Annotated in this window: 22 protein-coding genes and 1 tRNA gene; 10 read left to right on the forward strand and 13 right to left on the reverse strand. The window is 64.1% G+C overall.

The window, feature by feature from the left end; translation table 11 throughout:
- Positions 1-8 precede the first annotated feature (8 nt).
- The 5 genes from BGK68_RS16790 to BGK68_RS16810 all read right to left on the reverse strand — a co-directional run bounded on the left by BGK68_RS16790 (position 9) and on the right by BGK68_RS16810 (position 3,898).
- A complete protein-coding gene (locus BGK68_RS16790; protein ID WP_075258022.1) occupies positions 9-1,667 on the reverse strand; it encodes a ParB family protein in 1,659 nt (552 codons plus the stop codon).
- Positions 1,660-1,920 carry a hypothetical protein gene (locus BGK68_RS16795; RefSeq protein WP_075258023.1) on the reverse strand — a complete coding sequence of 87 codons (261 nt, stop codon included), beginning with the start codon at positions 1,918-1,920 and terminating at the stop codon, positions 1,660-1,662. The genes BGK68_RS16790 and BGK68_RS16795 overlap by 8 nt, the downstream gene beginning before the upstream one ends.
- The gene (locus tag BGK68_RS16800; protein WP_075258024.1) at positions 1,904-2,779 is read right to left on the reverse strand and encodes a ParA family protein; all 876 of its coding nucleotides are present in this window, start codon (positions 2,777-2,779) and stop codon (positions 1,904-1,906) included. The genes BGK68_RS16795 and BGK68_RS16800 overlap by 17 nt, the downstream gene beginning before the upstream one ends.
- A 41-nt stretch (positions 2,780-2,820) precedes the next feature.
- Positions 2,821-3,033 (reverse strand): AlpA family transcriptional regulator, encoded by a 213-nt coding sequence (locus tag BGK68_RS16805; RefSeq protein ID WP_075258025.1) that lies wholly within the window; start codon positions 3,031-3,033, stop codon positions 2,821-2,823.
- 118 nt (positions 3,034-3,151) lie between these two features.
- On the reverse strand, positions 3,152-3,898 hold the full coding sequence (locus tag BGK68_RS16810; RefSeq protein WP_075258026.1) for a hypothetical protein: 747 nt from the start codon (positions 3,896-3,898) through the stop codon (positions 3,152-3,154).
- A gap of 867 nt (positions 3,899-4,765) precedes the next feature.
- Here BGK68_RS16810 and BGK68_RS16815 point away from each other — a divergent pair.
- A tRNA-Gly gene (locus tag BGK68_RS16815) sits at positions 4,766-4,841 on the forward strand.
- A 121-nt stretch (positions 4,842-4,962) separates the two neighbouring features.
- Here the strand turns inward: BGK68_RS16815 and BGK68_RS16820 are convergent.
- The 6 genes from BGK68_RS16820 to BGK68_RS16845 all read right to left on the reverse strand — a co-directional run bounded on the left by BGK68_RS16820 (position 4,963) and on the right by BGK68_RS16845 (position 13,498).
- Entirely contained in the window at positions 4,963-6,090 is a 1,128-nt protein-coding gene (locus BGK68_RS16820; RefSeq protein WP_075258027.1) for an ABC transporter permease, read from the reverse strand.
- 1 nt (position 6,091) lies between these two features.
- Complete coding sequence (gene rbbA / locus BGK68_RS16825) at positions 6,092-8,836, reverse strand: ribosome-associated ATPase/putative transporter RbbA (protein WP_075258028.1); 2,745 nt, start codon at positions 8,834-8,836, stop codon at positions 6,092-6,094.
- Positions 8,833-9,909, reverse strand: coding sequence for an HlyD family secretion protein (locus BGK68_RS16830; protein ID WP_075258029.1), 1,077 nt, complete (start codon positions 9,907-9,909; stop codon positions 8,833-8,835). The genes rbbA and BGK68_RS16830 overlap by 4 nt, the downstream gene beginning before the upstream one ends.
- 7 nt (positions 9,910-9,916) lie before the next feature.
- Positions 9,917-11,362, reverse strand: coding sequence for an efflux transporter outer membrane subunit (locus BGK68_RS16835; protein ID WP_075258030.1), 1,446 nt, complete (start codon positions 11,360-11,362; stop codon positions 9,917-9,919).
- 223 nt (positions 11,363-11,585) lie between these two features.
- The gene (locus BGK68_RS16840; protein WP_075258031.1) at positions 11,586-12,797 is read right to left on the reverse strand and encodes a sensor histidine kinase; all 1,212 of its coding nucleotides are present in this window, start codon (positions 12,795-12,797) and stop codon (positions 11,586-11,588) included.
- Positions 12,794-13,498 carry a response regulator transcription factor gene (locus tag BGK68_RS16845; RefSeq protein ID WP_075258032.1) on the reverse strand — a complete coding sequence of 235 codons (705 nt, stop codon included), beginning with the start codon at positions 13,496-13,498 and terminating at the stop codon, positions 12,794-12,796. Before BGK68_RS16845 ends, BGK68_RS16840 begins: the two co-directional genes overlap by 4 nt.
- Positions 13,499-13,560: 62 nt before the next feature.
- Here BGK68_RS16845 and BGK68_RS27860 point away from each other — a divergent pair, with 62 nt between their 5' ends.
- The 8 genes from BGK68_RS27860 (at position 13,561) to BGK68_RS16880 (ending at position 21,076) form a co-directional block, all read left to right on the forward strand.
- The gene (locus BGK68_RS27860) at positions 13,561-13,734 is read left to right on the forward strand and encodes a hypothetical protein (RefSeq protein ID WP_158035471.1); all 174 of its coding nucleotides are present in this window, start codon (positions 13,561-13,563) and stop codon (positions 13,732-13,734) included.
- Positions 13,731-15,002, forward strand: a complete 1,272-nt coding sequence (locus BGK68_RS16850; RefSeq protein WP_075258033.1) for an aminotransferase class I/II-fold pyridoxal phosphate-dependent enzyme — start codon at positions 13,731-13,733, stop codon at positions 15,000-15,002. Before BGK68_RS27860 ends, BGK68_RS16850 begins: the two co-directional genes overlap by 4 nt.
- Positions 14,999-16,123, forward strand: a complete 1,125-nt coding sequence (locus BGK68_RS16855; protein WP_083657836.1) for a GNAT family N-acetyltransferase — start codon at positions 14,999-15,001, stop codon at positions 16,121-16,123. Before BGK68_RS16850 ends, BGK68_RS16855 begins: the two co-directional genes overlap by 4 nt.
- 32 nt (positions 16,124-16,155) lie before the next feature.
- Positions 16,156-17,376 (forward strand): MFS transporter, encoded by a 1,221-nt coding sequence (locus tag BGK68_RS16860; RefSeq protein WP_158035473.1) that lies wholly within the window; start codon positions 16,156-16,158, stop codon positions 17,374-17,376.
- 80 nt (positions 17,377-17,456) lie between these two features.
- Positions 17,457-18,431 carry a chemotaxis protein gene (locus BGK68_RS16865; protein ID WP_075258036.1) on the forward strand — a complete coding sequence of 325 codons (975 nt, stop codon included), beginning with the start codon at positions 17,457-17,459 and terminating at the stop codon, positions 18,429-18,431.
- Between the two features lie 154 nt (positions 18,432-18,585).
- A complete protein-coding gene (gene cobT / locus BGK68_RS16870) occupies positions 18,586-19,620 on the forward strand; it encodes a nicotinate-nucleotide--dimethylbenzimidazole phosphoribosyltransferase (RefSeq protein ID WP_075258037.1) in 1,035 nt (344 codons plus the stop codon).
- A gap of 4 nt (positions 19,621-19,624) precedes the next feature.
- Positions 19,625-20,437 carry an adenosylcobinamide-GDP ribazoletransferase gene (locus BGK68_RS16875; RefSeq protein WP_233149329.1) on the forward strand — a complete coding sequence of 271 codons (813 nt, stop codon included), beginning with the start codon at positions 19,625-19,627 and terminating at the stop codon, positions 20,435-20,437.
- A 3-nt stretch (positions 20,438-20,440) separates the two neighbouring features.
- On the forward strand, positions 20,441-21,076 hold the full coding sequence (locus BGK68_RS16880; protein ID WP_075258039.1) for a histidine phosphatase family protein: 636 nt from the start codon (positions 20,441-20,443) through the stop codon (positions 21,074-21,076).
- A gap of 6 nt (positions 21,077-21,082) precedes the next feature.
- Here the strand turns inward: BGK68_RS16880 and BGK68_RS16885 are convergent, their stop codons facing one another.
- Complete coding sequence (locus tag BGK68_RS16885) at positions 21,083-21,730, reverse strand: response regulator (protein ID WP_075258040.1); 648 nt, start codon at positions 21,728-21,730, stop codon at positions 21,083-21,085.
- Positions 21,731-21,734: 4 nt separating this feature from the next.
- A complete protein-coding gene (locus BGK68_RS16890; protein WP_075258041.1) occupies positions 21,735-23,129 on the reverse strand; it encodes a cache domain-containing protein in 1,395 nt (464 codons plus the stop codon).
- Positions 23,130-23,365: 236 nt separating this feature from the next.
- Between BGK68_RS16890 and BGK68_RS16895 the strand changes: the two genes are divergently transcribed.
- Positions 23,366-25,435, forward strand: a complete 2,070-nt coding sequence (locus BGK68_RS16895; RefSeq protein WP_075258042.1) for a carbon starvation CstA family protein — start codon at positions 23,366-23,368, stop codon at positions 25,433-25,435.
- Positions 25,436-25,439: the final 4 nt, after the last annotated feature.

Below are 25,439 nucleotides of genomic sequence, written 5' to 3' on the forward strand. Positions count from 1 at the left end.
TTCCTCGCTCAGGTCCTGGGAGCCGCAGTGCCGGCGTCCAAATCCAGCAGGCGCCGGGCCAGACGCAGCAGCCGAAAGAGCTTGACCATTGCGGTGTCGCTCAAGCGCGCGGCCTGGGCGTCGTGGCTTTGGCCCTGACCGAGCAGCAGCGTCGGCAGATCGAGTGCGAGCTGCCCATTGTCCAGGCCGACCTCGGCCGGGTTCTGACCAGCGAGGCACGCTAGCAGCACCATCACGGCGTGCCTCGATCCCGATGGGGCTCGGCCACGGCATGCGAACCCGATACCGTCGGGACGGTCTTCGATGCACCCGTCCAGATTCACCTCGCTGGCGATCTCGCGCGCGAACTGTGCAATGTGGATGCGTAGCCGGTCGGGCATGTCCAGGCCCGGATCGATGTACCAGACATCGGAGATGGGATAGAGGCCACCGGCCTGCACCGGGATGGACTGCAGCACGTTGGTCGAGAAATCGGGCGGCAGCGCATCTCCCAACTCGTCGGCGACCATGCGCTGGATGGACTGGAGACGCTCGGTCGTCGGTGCCGGCGAGACGATGTGATGCTGAAGCAGACCGTCAGGCTCTGCCGCAGGGCTTCCCGCGAACGTCGCGTCAGCGGCCGTATCATCCTCGCGCGTGGTAGGCACGCCTGATGACGGTTCCGCAGGAGATGAAGGCGCCGTGGCCGAAGGCGCCGGCTTGACCGGCGGCCTCGTAATGGCACTAGACTCAGGCAATGTGGGGGCCGTCGAGGGCGGCGTGGGGTCGCTGAGCAAGGCACGGTGGCGACTCTCGGATTCGGTCAGATCCAGCGCCAGCACGTCGTAGTCGATGCCCAACAATTCTGACATCTGGCCGATCAGCTCATCCTGCACGCGCTGTGGCGAGAACTCGTCCGCCTGAGTGTCGAACTGCGACAGCGCCTCTTGGAAGAATCCTTCGAAGTCCAAAGGGAGTGATTTGCCTTTTGCATATTGCTCCCAGGTACGCTCGCAGGCCTTGCGCATGACCGCCAGCCGCTCGACCTGGTGTCGGCCCAACCCTCCATAGAGCACGGTCGGGATGGCGGGCAGTAAATAGTGCACCGCATCGGCCATGCGACTGATGTGTGACTGCTGAACGGGGTAGCCATCGGCGGCTAGGCGGCGGGCCAGTTCTGACTGGCTCAGCGTGGCGGTGCTTTCCGCTTCATAGAACTCGCGGGCTTTCTCGACGCCGAGCGCCCGCTCGATGAAGGTGAGGCCGCCGCGCAACTCGTTTTCCGCAAGGTGCCCGGTCAATGCGATGATCTCGCCTCGCGCGGGCCAGGGGCGGAACAGGCACGATATGCGGAAGAACCGCTCGTCCCGGATTTCCGACCAGAGTTCACGCAGGATCGCCAGCCGCGTGTTGCCGCCGTTGCGGATGATGTAGTGGTCTTCGCCTGGCCGGCGGGTGATGGCCGGCGCTGCGTCCAGGCCGCGCTCGCGGATCGATGCCTTGATTTCTTCGTAGGCAGGGTTGCGCTTCTTGCGCGGGTCGTGCTCGTAGGGACGTAACTGGTCCAGCGTTACGACCATGGGTGTGTCGGCAATCGGGTCGCTCAAGGCCGTGGCCGAGGGACCGCTGCGCTCGAACCCGGCGGCAAGCAGCTTGCCGGCCATGTCCTGGGAGGTCATGTCAGCCATGGCCTCCTCCCCGGAGGCCATCGGCCTGTGCCATGCGGGCCTCGCGCTCGGCGCGTCGGATCTGCGCCCGGGCGTTCAACTCCGCGCGGTGGTCGCTTGCAGTCGAGCTGGTATAGATCGCGGCGCAGCCGTTCTTGGTGAACTTGAGATGCCCGCCGCGTGTGCGCTTGACGTGCCAGCCTTCGCCTACGGCGAACTCGATCAGGGCGCGCAGCCGCTTGTGCCCGCGGGCCAGTTCATGTGCGTTCGCCATGAAGCCTCCCGGTTTTAAGAGGTCGCTGCAGGCGGCCTGACACTTGAGCGAGCTGGCCCCGCCATTGAGGGAACAGTTCGCTGGCGAGCGCGCGCATGGTGTCGAGCGCAGCGGGCGCGACTCTGCCGGGTGGCTGGCGGTACTCGATCCGATGCACGGGCAGGCCGCGTGTTGCGGCGCGTGGATACGCTTCGATGGCCGGCACGTCGGTGGCGAGCACGCGGATGCCGGCATGGTCCTGGAACAGGTCGCGCAGGGCTTGCTGGATCAGCCGTGCATTGGCGGATACCGGGTGGACGCGGTTGATGAGCAAGTGCAGCGTCGGCGGCTCGATGCCCAGGTGGCGGTATGGCGCGATGTCCTCCAGCAACTGTATGGCGCCGCGCCGTAACTCGCGGGCGGCGAGGATTTCGGGCGGCACGGGCGAGAGCGCAAGATCGGAGGCGAGCACCGCCATTTCCAGCAGCACCGAGCGCGCACCCTGGGTGTCGATCAAGACCAAGTCGTAGAGTGGCGCCAGCACCGGCAGCAGATGGCGCAACCGCAGGCGTCCATCCGGCGCATGTAACAGCAGGGTGTTCAGTTCGCCCCGGTGGTCGTTGGACAGCACCAGGTCCAGGCCCGCGATGCTCGTGCGGGACACGAGTCGATCAAGGTCGCGCTCATTAAAGGCCAGCAACTCGTAGATGCCACCAGGGGCGCACCGGTCCAACTCGTAGTAGGAAGACAACGTGGGCTGCACGTCGAGGTCGAGCAGCAGCACCCGCAAGCCCGCATCGGCGGCGAGTCCGCCGAGGTTGGCGGCGGTGGTTGTCTTGCCCACGCCGCCCTTGGTCGAAATGATGGATACAACCTGCATGGCGCTCTCCGTCTGAGAATGGGAAATTCGAGGGAAAGCGGTCAAGACCGGTTGTTGAGGCGGTCGGCGATCCACTGGTCGATCTCGACCGAGTCCCAGCCGACGGCGCGAATGCCGAGGCGCAGCGCCTGCGGGAACTGGCGCTTCTTCATCAGGTTGTAGATGTGGGCGCGTTTGAAGCCGGACTTCGCTTCGACTTCATCGAGCCGCAGGATGCGGCGCTCGTTCGGTGGCAGCACAGGTGTTTGCGGCATGGCGGTCACTCCTGAACGCTCAGTGGCGTTTGTTGGCGTGACCTCTATTCAATAGACCTGGCTGCGGAAAGACATTGCAAATGCAATCTCCGCGCTTGCATATACAAGCTGGAAAATTTCACAGGGTGACGCTATGCAGCCGGCGCCTGGCTGTGGCGAACTTGCCGTTCAATGTCCGCTCCGCGATCCCCATGACGCCACGGTGATGGGCGACCAAGGCGTTCACCACCGCCTCCTGGGTCTTTAAGCTGGAGTACGGCGTGCCAGCAGGCGACTGGCCAAGCATCAGTTCCAGCATGCCACCGATGATGTTCAGGTAAGTGGCCTCGGCCCGATCGCTGATCGCACATTGAGTGCAAGCAGGAATCGCGGTGGACTGTTTGAGGAGCGCGTCGTGCTTTTCCTGCAGCTCGCGAAGTTGGCGCTTGGACTGCTCCAAGGCGGATTTCAGGGCCAGCCGCTCCACTAGGAGCGCCTGACCTGTTTCCATGGTGATGAAAGGATGCGCCATGCGCTCGCTGCGGCTGAACAGGAATCCGGGCCGATGCTCAGGATAGTGGGTACACATCCAGCGTTTCAGATCGACGTGGCGGACGGTCAGGTCGGGTGAACTCACGAGTGCGGGGTCATTGAGCGTGATCCCGTTCCTGCCGAAGGGCAGTTCAGAGTTGAGGATGCCGTCGTAGATGCGTTCCGAGTACAGCCGACACTCGTTCCATCGCGGGCAGTCCAACATCTGCGGCAGGCAGCGCGGTGATGCGATCGATGTGAGGATCACCGCCTTGTACCGCAACAACCCAGCCCACCGTATGGCAGCTTCGATGGGACGATAGAACACCTTTGATAATGGTGGATCCTTGTGCATGTTTTCGTCTCCTTTCGGAAGCGCTACATCACCGGCTCCTTTCTTGCCCAAGGGGCTGTTGTGTCGTTATGCCTGTGGCTATGCCCGGGACGATGCCCTGGAACGTGGACGGAAGAGATCATCGCATCCGCCACACTTAACCCTCTCTTGCTCACTGTGCAAGAATCGACCAGTTGCCGGCCCATCGAGCAACAGAGAAGAAGCACGCTCGACAATGGCGCTCACGGTGCCAGCGTCATGGGGTGCGTCCAGCCCATCAAGACCGATTCGATATGGTCTGATATCGGAGTGGTTTCACAGGGCACACGCGATAGCAGCCGGTGGCCATGCTTAGATGGTCATGGGGGAGAACCGAGTACCTCATACTCCTTCAGAATCCTGATATACCGACAAAGCATTCTGCAACTGAGCGCTGTGCTCCGTGTGAGCCTGTTGCATGACGGTCCTACTCAGTTATCCGCCACTGGGTCATATCGCAGCATGCAGCCCATCGCTGTGCTCGCACGCATGCTCTTAGAGACGATGCAGCTACGCGGGGCAAGCGCGGCACTAGGCAAGCCAGTTCCAACCTTTAGCGCGGCCTCCGTCCAATTAGAGGAAGCGTGATCACGAATGCTCTATGTCCGCCAACGGCAGCCGTTGCTGTGTCGTTGAGATGGACATCCGTGGGCCTTTCTGGATGTTGTTGGATGAACGCTGTTGCCGAGGAAGAAAAACAAGGCTATAATTGAGCTCTTCGCTAATCACCCAAGCGAAGAAAGTGATTAGGAAACAGAGGCTTAGCGCTCTAGTGCATGACTCGTTTCCCGCTCCAGATTCAAGGCAGGCAGCTTCGGTTTCCTGTTGCAGTAAAGTGGTAGTTCCCATGCGGGAGTAGCTCAGTTGGTAGAGCGATACCTTGCCAAGGTATAGGTCGAGAGTTCGAGACTCTTCTCCCGCTCCAGATTGAAAGAGGAAGCCTTCGGGCTTCCTCTTTTCATTTCTGCCTGGTTTTCCTTCCCTTCCTTTTTCCCTCTGCTCCCTTCTTATATCGCGATCGTCCCGGTCATCCCGATCTGGCGCTTCTAGTTCATCTGCGTGAGCATGGTCCGCAGGCGCCGCAGCGAAATCCACAGCAGGATATTGCCAATCAGAAAAAGCGCCAGCAGTTGTGGCCAGACCATCTCCAGGCCGGCGCCGCGATACAGGACACCTTCGCCAAGCCTGACCAGATGCGTGGACGGGGCGGCCAGCATCAGATACTGGATCAGCACCGGCATGCTCTCGCGCGGCGTAGCCCCGCCCGACAGCAAGATCAGCGGCAGCAATACCAGCATGAGCAAGAGGCCGAACTGCGGCATGCTGCGCGCCACCGTGGCCAGGTAGATCCCCAGCGCGGTATTGGCAAACAGGCTCAGCGCAGCCCCAAAAAGAAACAGACCGACCGAGCCTTCGATGGGGACGTCCAGCAAGCCGCGCACCACGCCATGCAAGGACAGCGTGGCCGCCACCAGGACCACGCCGCCCATGGCCAGGACCTTGGCGCCCATGATCTGGACAGGCGATACCGGCATCACCAGCAGGTGTTCGATGGTGCCATGCTCGCGCTCGCGGATCAGCGCAGCGCCCGCCAGGATGATGGCCAGCATGGTGATGTTGTCGATGATCTGCAGCACGCTGCTGAACCAGGTCTTTTCCAATGCCGGATTGAAACGGGCCCGCAAGGCCAGCGTCACCGCCTGGGGCGGTTCGTCCGGTCTTTTCTGCAGGAATCTGCGGATCTCCAGTTGCAGGATCTGCTCCACATACGCGCTGCCGCTGTAGGCCTGGTCCATGCGGGTGGCGTCTACGTTCAACTGCACTTCGGCCGGCTTGCCCGTCTGCAGCTTGCTTTGCAGGCCCGCCGGCAGATGCAGGACGAAGACATAGCGGCCCGCATCCAGTCCAGCATCCATCTCGGCCACGCTGATGCGCTGGGGCGTGCTGAATTGCGGCGCCATGAAAGCCGCGGCCAGGCGCTGCGAGAGCGGAGAATCGTCGTCATCGACAATGGCAATGGCGGCATTGCTCAAGGTGTCGGGAATGGCCGAGGCGGCGCTGTAGACCATGCCCGTGAAGCTCAATACGATCAGGCAGAGCATCACCCGGTCGCGCCAGAGGCTCCACAATTCCTTGAGCGTCAACTGCCACAGATTGGCGAGACCCTGTCGCATCTCAGCCCTCCTGCTTGCGCAGCATCAGCACCGCCAGCCCCATCACGACGGGCAACGTGGCCAGCAGCAGGGCCAGCGATGCGGCCACGTCGGCCAGTCCAAGTGCCTTGGCATACACGCCTCGGCTGATCAGGAACATGTGGGTCGCAGGATGGATGTCGCCGACCAGGCGGCCCATGCCTTCCAGTGAACTCACCGGTGTGGTCATGCCGGCGAACTGCGTGGCCGGGACCAAGGTGCCGAGCAGAGCGGCAAACATGGCCGCGATCTGGCTGCGCGTGAGCGCCGAGGCAACCAGGCCCATGCCGGTGGCAGTCACCAGGTACACCAGCGTGGCCAGCACCAGCGCAGCGTAGCTGCCCTTGACGGGCAATTCCAGCAGCGTCACGGCGGCCATGCTCATGAGCAGGAAATTGAGCATGCCCAGGGCGATATAGGGTAGCTGTTTGCCGCACAGGAATTCCAGGCGCGTCACTGGTGTGACGTAGAAATTGATGATCGCGCCCAATTCCTTTTCCCGCACCACCGCCAAGGCGGTCAGCATGGCCGGCAGCGTCAGCAGCAGCAGTGGAATGACCGCGGGCAAGATGGCCGGCAGGCTGCGCAGGTCAGCGTTGTAGCGCAGGCGTGTCTGGATCTCCAGAGCGGGCGTCTGCGGGCGGCCTTGCAGACGCTGCTGGCGCTGCTCCAGCCAGTGCTGGTGCATTCCCAGCACGTAGGCCTGGACCGTCTCCGCCCGGCTGGGCATGGCGCCGTTGATCCACGCGCCGATCTCGACCTGGCGGCCCGCCGCCAGATGACGACCGAAACCGGAGGGAATCTCGATGGCCAGCGTCAGCTCGCCATTGCGCATGCGCTTGTCCAGCTGCGCCGGCCCCTGCAGCGGCGCACGCTCCTGGAAATAGGGCGAGGCACGCAGCGCAGCAGCATAATCGCGGCTGGCGCTGGTCTGGTCCTGGTCCAGCACCGCATAGGGCAGTCCGTTGACGTCCGTACTGATACCGTAGCCGATGACGAACATCAGCAGCAGCGAGCCCAGCAAGGCCATCGTTGCCCGCACTGGATCACGGCGTAACTCCAGGGCTTCGCGCCAGGCATAGCTGAGCATGCGTTGCCAGCTGAAAGAGGTGGGCGGGGCAGGATCGAGCGGGAGTCCGGCCGGCATCGCGTCTGTCTGGCGGCTTTCGCCAGCGAGCGCATGCTTCTCGTCCTGGCCCGCCTGGACCAGATAGCCGATGAAGGCTTGCTCCAGCGTAGCGGCGCCGCGTTTGTGCATCAGCGCGGCAGGGGTATCGCTGTCGAGCACCTTGCCCGCATGCATCATGGACATGCGATCACAGCGCAGCGCCTCGTTCATGAAGTGCGTGGAAAGGAAGATCGTGACCTTGTCACGTCGCGACAGCGTGACCAGCAATTGCCAGAAATGATCGCGCGCCACCGGATCGACGCCGGATGTGGGCTCGTCCAGGATCAATATCTCCGGGCCATGGATCGTGGCGACCGCCAGCGAAAGCCGCTGCCGGATACCCATGGGCAAGTCGGCGGCCAGGCTGTCCATTACCGGCGTCAGCTCGAAGCGCCGGGCCATCTCCTCCACGCGCGGGCCGATCTGCGCCGCCGGCAGGTGGAACAGGCGCGCGTGCAGCGCCAGGTTCTGGCGCACGCTCAGGTCCTTGTACAGCGAGAAGGATTGCGACATGTAGCCCACCCGCTTGCGCAAGGACACATCGCGCGGATCGATCTCCTGCCCGAACAGGCGAGCCCGGCCACTGCTGGCCGGCAACAGGCCGGTGAGCATCTTCATGGTGGTGGTCTTGCCGCATCCGTTGGAGCCGAGAAATCCGAAGATCTCGCCGCGACGGATACGGAAACTGACGTGATCGACCGCCGTGAAGCCGTCCGCGAAGCGCATGCTCAAGTTCTCGGCCTCGATGGCGATGTCATCGGCATGGGTTTCCAGTGGCGGGATGGACAGGGCTTCATGGCCGGCTTTGCGATGGGCTGGCAACAAGGCGATGAAGGCGCTTTCCAGCGAGCTTGCACCGGTGCGCGCCAGCAGCGCTGCCGGTGCGCCGGTGGCCAGCACCCGGCCCTGGTCCATCACCGCCAGCCAGTCGAAGGCCTGCGCCTCGTCCATGTAGGCCGTTGCCACGATGACGCTCATGCCGGGATGGCGTTGTCGCAGGCGCGCGATCAGCTCCCAGAACTGCGCCCTGGCCAGCGGGTCCACGCCGGTGGTGGGTTCGTCCAGGATCAGCAGGTCGGGGTCGTGAATGAGTGCGCAGCACAGGCTGAGCTTCTGTTTCATGCCGCCCGAAAGCTGGCCGGCTGGCCGCGCCAGGAAGGGCTGCAGGCCTGTGCTGTGGGTGAGGTCATCGATGCGTTGGCGTCGTTCTTGTGCGTCCTGCCCGAACAGGCGGGCGATGAACTGGAGGTTTTCTTCCACCGACAGGGTGGGATAGAGATTTTTGCCCAGTCCCTGCGGCATGTAGGCGATGCGCGGGCACACTGCCTCCCGATGAGCCGCCTGACCCATATCGCCACCCAGCACATCGATGCGGCCGGCACGGATGCGACGCGCCCCGGCGATCAGCGACAGCAGCGTGGATTTGCCTACACCATCCGGCCCGATCAGGCCCGCCATGCAGCCGCCAGGAATCTCCAGTTCGACATGGGACAGTGCCGGGTTCTTGCCGTAGCTGTGACTGACATCGTGCACGCGGGCAGCGCAGCTTGGCGCGGTCATGGCGATTGTTCCGGTGCAGGCAAGGTCTTCGGCCACGGGAGTTGTTCGGCGGTCTTGATCCAGGCCACGCCGGGCATGCCTGCTTTCAGATGCGGCGCGATGCTGCCACGGGACGAGGGCGTCAACTGGGCCTTGACCCGGAACATCAGCTTCTGCCGCTCGCTGGCGGTCTCCACGGCCTTCGGTGTGAACTGCGCCTGTCTGGAGACATAGGTGATCCTGGCGGGCAGGGCGTCTGCCGGCATGGCGTCGAGCACGACCCGCACCTCTTGTCCAAGCCGCACCTTGCCGGCCAGTTCGGCTGGCAGGAAGAAGTGCATGTGCAGGTCCGACAGGTCGATCAGGTTGAGCAGCTTGCTCCCTTCGGTCACTACCTCGCCAGCCTGGGCCAGTCGATATTGGATATGACCATCGCGAGGAGCGCGGATGGCGCCTTCCTCCAGGTCGGCCTCAACGCGTGCGGTAGCGGCCTGGGCGACTTCCAGCATTGCCTGGGCGCTGGCCACGTCGGCTTCGGCGGCGCGGATGGCGGCGCGCGCTCCTTCTTCCTGGGCTTGCGCGGCATCGAGCTGCGCGCGCGCTTCGGCCAGGGCGGTCTCTTCATCGTCCACCTCCTGGGTGCTCAGGGCTTGCACACGACCCAGCGGCTGGCTGCGCTCGACGCGGCGGGTGGCGGCGGAGAGGCTATTGTGTCGTTGAACGGTCAAAGCCTGCGCACCGCGCTGCTCGCTGCGGCGCATGGCCAACTGGGCCTGCGCCACTGTCACGCCTTGGCTGGCGCGCTGCTGCTGCGCTCGTGCTTCACGCAGTTGCGCATGCAGGGAATCGACCTGCAGATAGGCCAGCACCTGGCCCGCCTGGACCGCTTCACCTTCATCGACCAGCATGTGCCGGATACGTCCGCCGAGGCGGGAGGCGATATCGACCTCGGTGGCTTCCAGGCGGCCATTGCTGGAGACCAGGCCGGAGGGCGCATCTGCGTGGCGCCACCAGATCCAGCCCATCCAGCCCACTGCCGCCAGGACGACCAGCAGCAGACCCGCAAAGAGGGGATGTTGCAAGCTTCGGTTCATGATGCATCTACTCTTGTTGAGAGGGAGAGGCGGCGGAGAGATGTTGCGTTCCACCGCCCAGGGCCACATACAGGGCGATCTGGTTACGCAGCAGGGCGTGTTCGAGCATGTGCTGGCGCTGCTGCGCGCGCAGATGGTCGCGTTCGCTCTCCAGCACATCGAGCCGGCTGGCGCGCCCGTAGCGCAGCCGCATGTGCATCTGCGCCTGCCGTTGCGCTTGCTGTTGCACGACCTCGCGGCGCAACTTGAGCTGCTCTTTCAACCAGTGCGTTTGCTCAAGACGCTGGGCGACTTCGCGAAAGGCGTTCTGGACCGTCCGTTCATAGTCCAGCAGCGCCCGTTGCCGGTCTAATGCGGCGATATCGTAGCGGCTCTGGCGCAAGCCTCCGTCCAGCAATGGCAGGCTGATCTCGGGAACGAAATTCCAGGCCCTGCTGGGCCCTTTGAACAAGTCCTGCAGTGCTGTGCTGGCCACGCCGCCGAAGGCAGTGAGGCTGATGCGCGGGAAGAAGGCCGCTCGGGCCGCCTCCACCTGGGCGGCCGACGCCTGCAGGCGATGCTCGGCGGCGATGATGTCGGGCCGTGCGACCAGCAGCGTCGAAGGCAGTCCGGGCGCCAGCACGACCGGCAGGAGGATGGTGGTCGGGGTGGGTTCCAGTGCGGCCGGCAGTTGCGTCAGGCCGGCCAGCATTTCCAGCGTCGATCGCTGGCTGGCCCGCATCTGCTGCAGTTCGGCTTGCTCGGCCCGCATCTGCGCCAGCTCGCTGCGTTGCTGCGCCAGTGCGCCCGCATCGGCGCGGCCTGCATCGTGGCGTGCTTGCATCAGGGCCAGCGATTCTGCGCTAGCGGCCTGGAGAGATTCCAGCAGATGCAGGCGCTCATCGAGTTCGCGCAGGCTGGTCCACGCCTCGGCGACCTGGCCGATCAGGCTGATGACGAGGGCTTGTTCAGCGGCTCGGCTGGCCATCCATTCCTGCAAGGCTGCTTCGTTGAGGCTGGCGATGCGGCCCCAGAAGTCGAGCTCCCAGCTGCTCGCGCCAAGGCCGACCCGGTACTCCCGGGTGCTCGCCGCTGGCCCCGATTCGGGCGGCTCCAGCGGCCCGCGTGAGCGGCGCGCCTGCGCCTCCAGGTTGACGGCCGGCAGCCCGGCGCTGCGCTGGATGCGCCATTGCGCCTGCACTTGTTGCAGCCGCAGGCGCATGTCGCGCAGATCAGGGTTATGGCGCAGCGCCTCCGTGATCAGCGATTGCAGTGGCGCTTGCGGGAAGTAGTCTTGCCAGCCTATGGCGGATGCGGACGGAGCAGCGTTGGCTTGTGCATCTGCTGCTCCAATGCGCGGGTAGTGCGTCGGCATTGCCAGCGCGGACGGTGGCAGCGGCGCTGTCAGCGGCGCACAGGCGCATAGCGCCAGGGCGGGCAGTAGCCGCAGATGACGATACATTGTTTTGCTCATGCCCGTCCCGTGTCGGAGGCCGGGGCAGTGTGGTGCTGCGCCAGTTCCGGCGCGTCCGGCAGCAGGCCGGCAAGGCCAGGCAATGAAGACGCCGCGATGAGTACTAGCGGACATCGGTGCTGGGAGGAAGGGCTGGGGTGCATGACGGCGGGCAAATTGATTGGGCAGCCCGTAATAAACCATGCGTCCAACAAGTCCGCGCCAAGAATCCATGAAGGATTCCTCAAGCGCCTTGCGGTGCCGTCCCTTCAGCCGGTAATTCGAGGTGCATCCGCGCACCCCCTGCCGGGCGATTGTGTACGCTCAGCTTGCCCCCGTGCGCTTCACAGATCGCCACCGCCACCGCTAGCCCCAGGCCGCTGCCGCCGGCATGGCGGCTGCGCGAGTGCTCGGCCCGCCAGAAGCGGTCGCAGGCCAGCTCCAGATGTTCTGGCGCAAATCCGGGGCCATCATCTTCCACATCGATATGTATCTGTCCATCGTGCAGGCCGGCGCTGATGGTCAACAATTTTCCGCTGGCCGCATAGCGCAGGGCGTTGTCGATCAGGATCGAGATGGCTTGCCCCAGGCGGTCGCGGTCGGCGTTCAGCGGCAGGTGTTCGCAGCAGTACAGCGCGGCGGACATGGGCAGCAGGCGCAGGCTCGGTGCGGCCCAGGCCAGGCGCTCTTCCAGCAGAGGACGCAGCAGGAACTGCGAGCGCACCAGGGCCAATTGTCCCGCGCTGACCAGCGAGAGCAGGTAGAGATCGCTGATGAGCCGGTTGAGCTGGTCCAGCTGCCGCATGATCATCGAGAATTGCTGCGGCGAGTGATCGAAGATGCCATCCATGATGCCCTGCAACCGGGCCTTGGCCGCCGTCAGCGGCGTGCGCAATTCATGGGCGATGGCCGCACTGGAGGCATGCAGCTCGCGCTCGCGACGCTCCAGCCGTTCTGCCATTTCATTGACATCGCGCATCAGATCATCCAGCGCGGCAGGCACTTGCTTGCAGGAGAGGGCGCGCGCGCTGAAGTCACCGGCAGCGATGCGGCGCGCCGCCACGGCCACGGCGTCAAGATGTCGGGACAGGCGCAGCGAGAGCATCAAGCCGGCGCCAACGATGAGCGGCAGGGCGATCAGCACCAGCAGGCTGAACCAGAGCAGATCGGCCTGCAACACTTCAGGGGTGAAATAGTCGCCGTACAGATATTGCCCGTAGATCTGGCGCAGGCGTTCGGCATCGGCGTAGGGATCGTTCTCCAGGCGCTTGAGTTCGTTGAGGATGGCGTCGGGGATGCGCTCGCGCAGGCGCGCTTCCCACCAGAAAAAGCGCAACCACATGCCGGTCCCCACCAGCAGGGCCGCCAGCAGCGCCAGGGCGATCATGCGCAGGCTGATCCAGTACCACAGCTGGCGGGCGCGTGAGTGTGCGTGTGCATGCAGGGGCGCGCTCATGAGGGATTCCGGAAGCGATAGCCCAGCCCGCGCACCGTCACCACGACCTCGCGGATGCCTGCCTGTTCCAGCTTGCGCCGCAGGTTGTGGAGATGGGCGTCCACCACGCGTTCCATGGCGTCGCTCTCGGGTTGGCTATGGGCCAGCAATTCAGCGCGCGAAAACATGCGCGTGGGCGCCGCCATCATCTGCGCCAGCAGGTTCAGTTCGGTGCGTGTCAGGGTCAGTGCTTGCGGCTGGCCGTCCTTGTCGACCGTGGCCAGCGCGGCATCGGAGTCCAGCGTCAGGGCGCCGTGACGCAGGACGGCCTGCTGTGGCGCGTCCGAGAGGGGGCGCAGCAGGCGTCGCAACACCGCATGCACGCGCGCCACCACCTCGCCGGGATGATAGGGTTTGACGACATAGTCGTCGGCGCCATAGAGCAGGGAATTGATCAGCCGAGGCTGATCGGCCACGGCGGTGACCATGATGACGGCAGTGGAGGCATGTTGACGGATCGCCGCCAGAACTTCATTGCCGCTGAGGCCAGGCAGCATCACATCCAGTAGCACCAGATCGGGCCGCCAGCGCCGGTACAGTTCCAGCGCCTGGTGCCCGTCGGCAGCCTGACGGGTCTGGAAACCTTCGCGGTTCAGGTAGGCGTCGAGGATGTCGGCGCCGTCGAGATCATCTTCGACGATCAGTATTCGTCCTTTGCTCACAAGGTCCTCCTTAGTGAAATCTTGATAATGTCTTCATCGTGGCTTCACCTTGCGGTGAGACGATGAGTGAATTCAAGCGTGGCGGAGGATCGGTGGGACGATCGGACGCAATTATAAGCACGCTGACAAGGGTGGGGCAATTCTTTGATGCCGACCAAAAACCGGGGGCAATTCATTTCGCATTTTTCGCCTTTGCCCCAGGCAACACCTCTATCATCGACACAGGGAAAACATGAGCCATTCTTCCAAGAGCGCGCGCTGGGGTTTCCAGCGCTTCGTCGCGTCATCGGTTGCCGAAGGTTTCCTGCATGAACCGGTCATCATGCAAGGCATGTCAGGCGCCGAAGTGACTCGCAACGGCCGGTCTTACGTCAACTTTTCGGGGATCAATTATCTCGGCTGGCAGCAGGATGCGCGGGTCTTGGATGCCTTTGTCGAATCGGCCCGGCGTTATGGTCTCTCCACCGGCGGATCGCGCGCCACCCAGGGCATCTGCGAGCCGCACCTGCGGCTGGAGAACATGCTCAGCACCTTGCACGGAAAGGAGCGTACGCTCAGCTTCGCTTCCGGCATGCTCGCCAATATCGGTTTCATCAACGCCATGACGGCCAGGTTCGGTTTCTCATCGCGTAGCGCCATCGACAATCGCGACGCCGTGCTTGTCTTCGACCGGGACTGTCACTGGAGTCTCTGGAAGGCAGCCTCGCATCTCAAGTTCGGTGAGTCGCTGCTGGCGTTCAAGCACAACGACGTGACCGACCTGACTGCGGTACTGGCCAAGCTGGGTGGGCGCAAGGCCATCGTGGTTTTTGAAAGCCTCTATTCTTCAGACGGCAGTGTCGCCCCCATCGGTGAAATACTGGATGTCTGCCAGCGTTTCGATGCCCTGAGCTATATCGACGACGCCAATGGCTTCATGGTCTACGGTCCATCGCAACGTCCTTTCCATGAACAGTTCCGTCACATGCGGCGGGCTGATTTCATCATGGTGTCCTTGTCCAAGTCGGTGGGTCTGGAGGGTGGGGCCATCAGTGGAAGCGCCGAGTTCATCGATGCCTTCGAGGTGCTCAGTGGAACCTCCATCTTTACGGCGGCCATCCAGCCGCCCACTGCGGATCTGGCGGCATTCATCATCGAGCGTCTGCGGGCCAATCCATGGATCATGGACGACTATCTGGACCGCAGTGCGATGTTTCGTCTGAAACTGCAGGCCAGCGGTCTGCGCCTCAATGACACCGCGTCCTATATCACCTCGGTGATGATCGGTCGGGATGACAAGGCTGAACAGGTACGGCAAGCACTGGAGCAGCAGGGATTCTGCGTCCCCATCTTCCGCTATCCAGCGGTCAAGCCCAATCAGTCCTTGATCCGCCTGATCCTGCATCGTCTGCATACCGAGCCGCAGATCGATCGTTTCGTGGCCAGCCTCAAAGATCTATTGGGGCAGGGCGCAAGCGTGGACGCAACCAATGGCGCCGAGATCGTCGGGGATCCCCAGGGATGAGCCAGAGCGTTCCCCCTGGCGCGATGACATGGGAGGCAGGGCGTGCTGTGCCACTGGAGGGTGCGTTTGATATCCGGCTGGATGGAACGATTGCGGCCATCGATGCGCAGCAGTGGGAAGGTCTGCGGCATCCCGGACAATTCTGTCGTCATGATTATCTGCTGGCGCTTGAACAAAGCAGGATTGCGTGCCAATTCCTCTATGCCACGGCGTGGCGCGATGGTCAACTGGTCGGCGCTGCGGTGGCCACCATCTGGTCCCTCCGCTTGTCCTGGTGGGTAGAGCTGAAGGTGAGCACCATGGGGACTCCGCTCAATACGGGTCTGGCCATGATGCTCGCCGGGGCGCATGCCGATACCGGCTTGGCGGACTCGCTGATCGCCGCTCTGGAAAAGGCTTCGGCGGCACAAGGGGCCAGGCTATTCGTGGCCCGCGATTTTCCCGGACCGCACTGCCTGGGGCAAGCATCGCTCGACCTGCTATACAGACGGGCCTGTCTGGTCTTGCAGCAGGCCGATTTTGCCGCGTTTGTGGCAAGTCATCCGCGCGGCAAGCATATCCGCCGCGAGATACGTTCATTGGACAAAGCCGGTTACACGGTGGAGATACGGCGGGCCAGCGCACTGAGCCTGTCTGAAGCCCAGCGCCTGCATCAACTGTGGCTGCAACTGTTTCACAAGCATCGCTCTGCGGACCAGATCGAAGTGGGCCCCGCCTTCTTTGCCAGCATGAGTCGTCTGCCGCATGCGGTGTTCCTGCTGTTGCGCCGGGAGCAGCAGATCGATGCCTTCGATCTCTGTTTCATCCTCGGCGAAGAACTGGAGTCAACCTACTGCGGTGTTGATCTGGCGCGCACGGCCAAATTGTCAGTCCATCGCGCCATGGGACATCACATTGTGCGCGTGGCCTACGAGGCGGGCCTTAGGCGAATCAATTTCGGCATCTCCAATGAACAGCAAAAGCAGGAAATGGGTTGTCAATTCGACGGTCTCTACGCCCGCATCACGGCCTCTCCACGTTGGCTGGGCGGTCCGCTGCGCTACCTGTTGCGGCGCTTCGTGCTGACGCCGACGACAGCGGACGGCGTCAGCGGCCAGGACCGTTTGGAAGTGGCCGGATGAATGCGCCGGCGGGCAGAGCCAGGCAGGCCCTGATGCGTCTGATCATCCTGCAGTTCCTGGTCTCGATGGCGGACTGGATGCTCATCGTCCTGCTGCAGATGCTGATGTTCGAACTCACTCAATCGGCGTTTCAGGTCATGCTGCTGGTGCTGGCCGAACTGGCGCCGATGCTGCTGCTGGGGCCGTGGGCCGGCGCGGTGACAGATCGCAGTGGCTTGCGCCGTATACTGGGCGGTTCATGCGCAGCCAGACTGGCCCTCATCCTGCTGCTTGCTCTGCCGGCCACCCGCACCAGTCCGGCACCTTTGCTGGCGATAGCCGCGTTGACGGCGGTGTGCAACAGGTTCTTCACCCCGGCTGCCAGCGCGCTGCTGCCTTGCCTGGTCGGCTCTGGGCGGTTGCCATCGGCCAATGCATATGCGATCGGGGCCAGGATGGCTGGCATGGCGCTCGGAGCAATGGCCGGCGGCTTGCTGGCGGGGGTGGCCGGAAGCGGCGCCGCGATCCTGGCGATGGGACTGTTGATGCTGGCCAGTGGCGGCCTCAGCCTGAGCTTGCCTGAACGTCGTGACACCCCGGTGGCGCAGGTACCTGCCCGGAGCTGGACGGCTTTCGTGCGGGACATCGCAGTTCCTGGGCGTAGCGGCTGGCTGCCCATCGCCGCGAGCATGCTGGTCATGATGGCCTTGGGCAGCTTCGAAATCCTGGCGATCATTTATGTCAAAGAGGTCTTGCACAGGCCCTCGGCTGATGTGGGGCTGCTCTTCGGGGCTTACGGGGCAGGGGTCGTGGCCGGTCTGATCTTGTCATCCTGGCACCGTATTGCTGGGAGAAGCGATAGCGTCATACGCCTGGGCCTGTTGTTGATGTGCGCGGCGATAGGGGGCGTGTCGCAGGTCCAGGGTCTCGGCAGCGCCGCACTGCTGGTGAGTATGGCTGGGCTGGCCGAAGGGGTGGTGATGAGCCTGGGCTTGTTGCAGTTGTACCAGACGGTCGATCCGTCCCGTCTCGGGCGCGCCACTGCGCTTCTGGATAGCGCCTCGGGCGCGGCCTTCCTGCTGGCCGTGGTGGTCACCGGCCTGCTCGCCGACACCGTCGCGGCAGATCGGCTCATCGGAGGACTGGCCGTTGTTCTTGCCATCCTGACCTTGCTGCTCATCACATCAGGGCTGCAAGCCGGGGATGTCGGGCGAGCAAAAGAGAACGTTCTTGCGACAAAAAATCATGAAAATCAAAATGATTTGATTGACTGATTGCCACGTAGCACTTTCCCTACTACATTTGTGAATCAGGCATTTGCCTGTCACATCATATCCAACGGGGAGTGGGGGAAATGGATAATTTCCAGAAAGAGATTGATGAAAGAACCAATCTCACGGCATCTAACAAATTCGAGCTGTTGCTGTTCCGGTTGGGGACCGATCCGCACGGCGAGCGCTCTGAATTGTTCGGCATCAATGTGTTCAAGATTCGCGAGATCGTGCCCATGCCGCCGGTGACCAAGGCGGCCGGGACGCAATCGCCCATGCTGGGCATGGTCAATATCCGCGGCCAGATCATCTCCGTCATCGATTTGCCGGCCGTGGTGGGCTGTGTGCCCAAGACCGGCCTGAACATCCTGCTGGTCACCGAATACGCCCGCAGCACCCAGGCTTTCGCCGTGGAATCGGTGGATGAGATCGTGCGCCTGGAGTGGAGCCAGGTGCTGTCGGCCGAGACCAGCAGCGGTGGTGCATTCGTCACCAGCATCGCCCGTCTGGACGCTGACAAGGACACCAGCCGCCTGGCCCAGGTGCTGGACGTGGAGCAGATCCTGCACGAGATCATGCCCACCGACCGCGACATGAAGATGGAAAACCTGGAAAAGAGCGCCAGCCATGGCATCCGTCCAGGGACGGTGGCCATCGCCGCCGATGACTCCAAGGTGGCGCGCTCGCTCATCGAGCAGGGCCTGCGGGCCATGGAGATTCCCTACGAGATGCACGTCACCGGCAAGGAAGCCTGGGAAAAGATCCAGAAACTGGCCAAGGAAGCCCGTGCCGAGGGCCGGCCCATCTCCGATAAGATCTCCTTCGTCCTGACCGATCTGGAAATGCCCGAGATGGATGGCTTCACGCTGACCCGCAACATCAAGCGTGAAGACTATCTGAAGAGCATCCCCGTCATCATCCACTCCTCGCTGTCCGGTTCGGCCAACGAGGATCACGTCCGTAGCGTCGGCGGCGATGCCTACGTCGCCAAGTTCGAGGCCAATGAGCTGGCCGCGACCATCTACGGTGTGCTCGACAAGACCGGCGTCAAGGCCTGAGCGTCGCCAGGCCTGGCGCGTTCGCAAAGGGGGCCCTGCGGGGCTCCTTTTTTGTTGGCTCGCTTTGTTGGCGCGCTTCGTCGGCTCGCCCGGCAGCCGGCGATCTCGTATACTGTCGCTCCCTTGATCCTGCCCTTGTCGCCGCGACCGCCCCATGCAGATTCCCACCCTCGTTTCCCCCCAGGACGCCGTCCTGTCAACCCGGCTGGACCGCCTCATCGATGACAAGACCAAGCCGCTGGGCAGCCTGGGCGTGCTGGAGCGCCTGGCGCGGCAGATCGGCCTGATCCAGGGCACCGAGCGACCCACCATCGCCAGCCCGGCCATCATCGTCTGCGCTGGCGACCATGGGGTGACCGAAGAAGGGGTGTCGGCCTATCCGCAAAGCGTGACTTGGCAGATGGTCGAGAATTTCCTCGCCGGCGGCGCGGCCATCAATGTCTTTGCTCGCCAGAACGGGATTGCCCTGCATATCGTCGATGCCGGGGTCAATCACGACTTCGGCGTGCGTCCCGGCCTGGTCGATCGCAAGATTGCGCCCGGCACCGCCAACTTCTGCCGTGGCCCGGCCATGAGCCCGGCGCAGTGCGCCGCCGCCATGGAGGCCGGCATGCGCTTCGTGGATACGCTGCAGGCCGATGTGCTGGGCTTCGGCGAAATGGGGATCGGCAACACCACCGCCGCGGCCGCCTTGATGGCCGCCTTGACCGGCATCGCCGTCCAGGACTGCGTGGGCGCCGGCACCGGCCTGGATGCCCAGGGCGTCTCCCGCAAGGCAGACGCCATCGCGCGCGCCCTGCAGAGGCATGCCCAGGCGCAGACGCCGCTGGAGACGCTGGCCGCGCTGGGTGGTTTCGAGATTGCCTTCATGTGTGGGGCGATGCTGCGCGGTGCGCAACGGCGCATGGTGCTGGTGATCGATGGTTTCATCGTCACCTCCGCCTTGCTGGTAGCTGCGGCCTTGCAGCCGGTGGTGCTGGAGTATTGCGTGTTTTCGCATTGTTCCGACGAGGCTGGCCATGGTCGCATGCTGGCTCACCTGGGCGCGCGTGCGCTCATGCAATTGGACCTGCGCCTGGGCGAGGGCACCGGCGCGGCGCTGGCCTTGCCGCTGTTGCAGGCAGCGGTCAATTTCCTGGCCGACATGGCGACGTTCTCGTCGGCCAGCGTCAGTGGCAAGCATGACTGAGCCTATGCCAAGCTCATCCTCGCCGGGCAGAGGTGTGCTGTACCAACTGCGCCTGTTCTTCACCGCCCTGCAATTCTTCACGCGCTTGCCCATCCCGCGCTGGGTGGGTTTCCAGCCGGACTGGCTGGCGCACTCCATGCGTTATTTTCCCTTGGTGGGCTGGATCGTCGCCTGGGCCTCGGCCCTGGTGTACCTGTTGGCGGTGCAGTTCTGGCCGCAGCCTGTGGCGGTGCTGCTGGGTACGGCTGCCGGCATCTGGCTCACTGGCGCTTTCCATGAAGACGGGTTTGCCGATCTCTGCGATGGACTGGGCGGCGCGGTCAGCCGGGAGCGCGCGCTGGAGATCATGCGGGACTCCCGCCTGGGCAGCTATGGCGTCATCGGCCTGGTCTTGCTGATGCTCACCCGTCTGGCCGCGCTCGATGCGCTGCTGCCCTTGCAGATCCTGGCGGCGCTGGGCATTGCCCATCCGCTGTCGCGCTGGCTGGCCACCTGCCTGATCTGGCGCATGGACTACGTGCGCGAAGAGGGCAAATCCAAGCTGCTGGCCCAGCGCATGAGCGCTGGCGAATTTCTCATCGCCACCGTGTGGGTGATCGTGCCGGTCATTGGTACGGTCGCTTTGGGTCTGATGTCCTGGCAACGCATCGCCATGGGCTTTGGGCTGGCCACGCTGGCAGCGCTCTGGCTGGCGTACCGCTTGCAGCGGCGCCTGGGTGGCTATACCGGCGATGGTCTGGGCGCAGTGCAGCAGTTGAGCGAGACCTTTTTCTACCTCGGCGTGCTGGCAAGCCTGCCGGCCTTCTTGACGGCGTGAGCGATGGCGCTGCTGTTGATCCGTCACCCCCGGCCGCGCATTGATCAGGGCCATTGCTACGGCAGCAGCGATGTGGAGGTCGCCGATGACGTCTGGCAGGCCAGCTTCGCCGCGCTGCTGCCGCAATTGCTGCAGTTGCTGCAATGGCCGCAGAGGGCCGCGATCGTCACCAGCCCGCTGCGGCGTTGCGCGGTATTGGCGCAGGCGCTGGCGGATGCCCTGGGGCGGCCCCTGACGGTCGAACCCGACCTGCGCGAGATGGATTTCGGCGCCTGGGAGCTGCGCGCCTGGGACGATATCGCCTGGAGCGAGGTGGAGGCCTGGAACCAGGATCTGCTGCACTACGCACCGGGCGGCGGCGAGACCCTGCCGGCGGTGGCGCGACGGATGTGGCGCGCCTGGGAGCGGCTACGGCAGCATGCTCAGGCCGAAGGGGACGGCGTGAGCGACCTCATCGTGGTCTGTCACGCCGGATCGATCCGCATGTTGCGCGCCTGTGCGGCCTGGCAGGCAGGGCAGCTTCAGGCTAGCGCACCGGATGCAGCGGCGCTGGACGCCATCGCCCTGCTGGCGGTGCAGGAGCGTGGCGAGATTGCCTATGGCGAAGTCATGCGCCTGGCGCTGCCGCAGCATCCGTGAATGCCATCACGGCGCGCCGCCGACACCGCGCGATTCCACCGCAAACTTGATCAACTCGGCCTGGCCATCGATATTAAGCTTGCGCTTGATATTGAGGCGATGGGTTTCCACCGTCCGTACGCTGAGGTCCAGTTCGCGGGCGATCTGCTTGTTGGACTCGCCATTGGCGATATGCATGAGCACCTCGCGCTCGCGCTGCGTGAGCAACTCGCGCGGCGGCAGTGGCTGGGTCAGCTGGCGCGCCAGCGCGGCGCTGTAGTAGATGCCGCCCGAGCGCACCGTTTCGATGGCGTGGACGATGTCCTGGCTGGGGGCGTCCTTGAGCACATAGCCGCGTGCGCCGGCCTGGATGGACTGCATCACGTATTCGGCCTTGTCATGCATGCTCAGGATCAGCACGGCAATTTCAGGATGGCGGGCATGGAACAGGGCGGTGAGCTCGATGCCATTGATGCCGCGCATGTTGATATCCATCAGGGTCAGGTCGATCTCTTGCGCGGCAGCCGCAGCCAGGGCTTCGTCGGCATGGCCGGCTTCGGCCACCACCTCCAGTCCCGGTACGGTTTCCAGTCGCGCCCGCAGGCCGTCGCGCACCAGCGGATGGTCGTCGATGAGCATGATACGGGTGGTGGCAGGGGCGGTGGCAGCGGTCATGGTGTCAGGCAGGGATCAGTGAGGGGAGGGAAGCACGGGCGATGACGGCGCTGATGCTGGTGCCGGCCGGCGAGGAATCGATGCCCAGCTCGCCACCGACGGCTTCGATCCGTTCGCGCATGTTGCGCAGGCCGATGCCATGGCGCGAGTGGTCATCCACCTGGCCCAGGTCGAAGCCGTGGCCATTGTCTTGCACCTGCAGCATCAATAGGTTGTGGCCTTGGTAGAGGCGCACCTTGATCCGGCTGGCGCCGGCGTGACGGGCGATATTGGTCAGCGCCTCCTGGGCGATGCGGAACAGCACCGTATTGACCACGTCGGGCAGCGCCGCACCGTCGCCTGCCTGGGCCTGGTTTTCAAAGACGATCTCCACGCCCGCGCCGGCGGCATCGCGCCATTCGCCGCACAGGTGTTCCAGCGCGGCGGCCAGTCCCAGGTCATCCAGGATGGCCGGGCGCAGGTCGTGCGAGATGCGCCGCACTTCGGCCAGCACGCCATTGATCTGGGTGGCGGTCTTCTCGAAACCGGCGCGCGCCGTGGCGGCCTGTTCGGGCGTGCCGTTCAGGCGCACCAGCGCGGCTTCGATCTGCAGCTTGATCGACACCAGCCACTGGCTGATGCCGTCATGCAGGTCGCGCGAGAGCCGTGCCCGTTCTTCTTCCTGCGAGCGCACCACGCGCTGGGCCAGCTGGCGCAGCTTGGCGTCGGCCACCCGGTGCTCGCTCAGGTTCAGCAGCAATCCGGCCAGGCCCACGGCCAGGGCGCTGGCCAAGGCGATGGAGGCGATCAGCAGCAAGGTCTGGTGCAGATAGCCGGAGTTCTGGCGATCGATCTGCGCCAGCGCTGCCTCCACGTCGTCGAGGTAGATCCCGGTGCCGATCACCCAGCCCCAGCGCGGCAGGCTGATGACGTAGCCGAGCTTGGGCGCGACGGTCTTGCTGGAAGGTTTGCGCCACAGGTAGCGCTCATAGCCGCCGCCTTGCCGGGCGCGCTCGATGAGATGCTGGATGGTGAAGCTGCCGGAGGCATCGCGCCAGTTCCACATCTCGCTGCCTACCAGCTCGGGCTGGCGCGGATGCATGATGCTGCGGCCAGTGTCGTCATAGACGAAGAAATAGCCGTCGTCACCGAATTCCAGGTCGGCCAGCAGATGGCGCGCCTCTTCCTTGATGGCGTCGTCGGTGCGCCCGGTGTCGTAGAGATGGGCCAGGGCATGCTGGGCCAGGTCGACGTAGTGGCGCAGCTCGGTGTTCTTGCTGGCCAGGTAGGCCGCCTCTACCGCAGCGCGCTGCTGGCTGGCCAGTTCCACGGCCTGGTAGCGCACCACCAGCGCGATGGCGGTGAAGGCCAGGCACAAGGGAACGATGGCGAGGAAGATGATTTTCTGGCGCAGCTTCATGCCGCGATTCTACCCAAAGCCTCGCCCGGGGCCGCGAAAAACTGCTGCGCTGGCCGCCGCTCTGCGTAGTTCTACGTAGAGGCTCTGCGTAGTGCTGCGCTTGTGGGGCTGCGGTGGGGTGCCGATACTGACGGGCGTCGCGCCGGCCTGTCTGTGTCTTTGCGTTGTTGATGCCGGCGACGCCCATAACAAGAATACTTTCATCACCCTACAAGAACCCCGCAAGGAGGAGAACAATGAACCGGATAGTTTCCCGGCTGGGCTGGCTCGCGCTGGCCCTGGCAGGCGCTGGCGCCTGCGCCTATGTCGCGTTGCAGCGCGGCGAATCGATCAATGCCGTCTGGCTGGTGGTGGCCGCCGTGTGCGTCTACCTGATCGCCTACCGCTTCTACAGCAAATTCATCGCCGAGCGCGTGCTGGGCCTGGATGGCGGCCGCATGACGCCGGCCTACAAGTTCAACGATGGCCTGGACTACGTGCCGACCAACAAGTACGTGCTCTTCGGCCACCACTTCGCCGCCATCGCGGGCGCAGGGCCCCTGGTGGGGCCGGTGCTGGCCGCGCAGATGGGCTATCTGCCGGGCATGCTGTGGATCCTGGCCGGGGTCGTCTTTGCCGGCGCGGTGCAGGACTTCATGGTGCTGTTCATCTCCACCCGCCGCGATGGCCGTTCGCTGGGCGACCTGATCAAGTCCGAACTGGGCCAGGTGCCCGGCGTGATCGCGCTCTTTGGCGCCTTCATGATCATGGTCATCATCCTGGCGGTGCTGGCGCTGATCGTGGTCAAGGCCCTGGCTGAATCGCCGTGGGGCAGCTTCACCGTGGCGGCCACCATTCCGATTGCGCTGTTCATGGGCGTCTACTCGCGCTACATCCGCCCGGGCCGCATCGGTGAAGTGTCGTGGATCGGCTTCGTGCTGCTGATGCTGGCCATCGTCGGTGGTCAGTATGTGCAGGAACATCCTGCACTGGGCCAGATGTTTACCTTCGACGGCAAGCAATTGACCTGGATGCTGATCGGCTACGGTTTCGTCGCCTCGGTGCTGCCGGTGTGGCTGCTGCTGGCCCCGCGTGACTACCTGTCCACCTTCCTGAAGATCGGCACCATCCTGGCGCTGGCGCTGGGCATCGTCTTCATCGCTCCGCACCTGAAGATGCACGCAGTGACCCGCTTCATCGATGGCAGCGGTCCGGTGTGGTCGGGTTCGCTGTTCCCCTTCCTGTTCATCACCATTGCCTGCGGTGCGGTCTCGGGCTTCCATGCGCTGATTTCCTCGGGCACCACGCCCAAGCTGCTGGAAAACGAAAAGCACGCCCGCTTCATCGGCTATGGCGCCATGCTGATGGAGTCCTTCGTGGCCATCATGGCGCTGATCGCCGCCTCCTGCATCGAGCCGGGCATCTACTTCGCCATGAACAGTCCGGCCGCGCTGATCGGCACCACGCCGGAAAACGTCGCTCAGGTGATTTCGCAGTGGGGCTTCCATATCACCCCCGAGATGCTGACCCACACCGCCCAGGCCGTGGGGGAACACACCATCATCTCGCGCGCCGGCGGTGCGCCCACGCTGGCCGTGGGCATGGCCCAGATCCTCTCCGGTGTGACCGGCGAGGCCATGATGGCCTTCTGGTACCACTTCGCCATCCTGTTTGAAGCGCTCTTCATCCTTACCGCCGTGGATGCGGGCACCCGCGCTGGCCGCTTTATGCTGCAGGATCTGCTGGGCGCTTTCATCCCGCCGATGAAACGCACCGACTCCTGGGTCGCCAGCCTGATTGCCACCGGCCTGTGCGTGACCGGCTGGGGCTACTTCCTGTACCAGGGCGTGGTCGATCCGCTGGGTGGCATCAATACCCTGTGGCCGCTGTTCGGCATCTCCAACCAGATGCTGGCCGGCATCGCCCTGATCCTGGCCACTTGCGTGCTGTTCAAGATGAAGCGCGACCGCTTTGCCTGGGTCACCGTGCTGCCCACCGCATGGCTGCTGGCCTGCACCCTGACGGCGGGCTGGCAGAAGGTGTTCGACGCCAATCCGCGCGTGGGCTTCCTGGCGCACGCCAGCAAGTACCAGGCGGCGCTGGATGAGGGCAAGCTGCTGGCCCCGGCCAAGTCCATCGAGCAGATGCGCCAGGTGATCTTCAATGACTACGTCGATGCCGGCCTGGCCGCCATGTTCATGCTGGTGGTGATCAGCGTGCTGGTGTTTGGCATCCGTACGGTGCTCAAGGCGCGCTCGGCGCACCAGCCCAGCGTCAAGGAAGCTCCCTACGAAACCCTGCCGGCCAGCGCGCTGGCGCAACAATAATGTC

Source organism: Herbaspirillum camelliae (assembly GCF_001929405.1).
GTDB lineage: Bacteria > Pseudomonadota > Gammaproteobacteria > Burkholderiales > Burkholderiaceae_D > Herbaspirillum > Herbaspirillum seropedicae.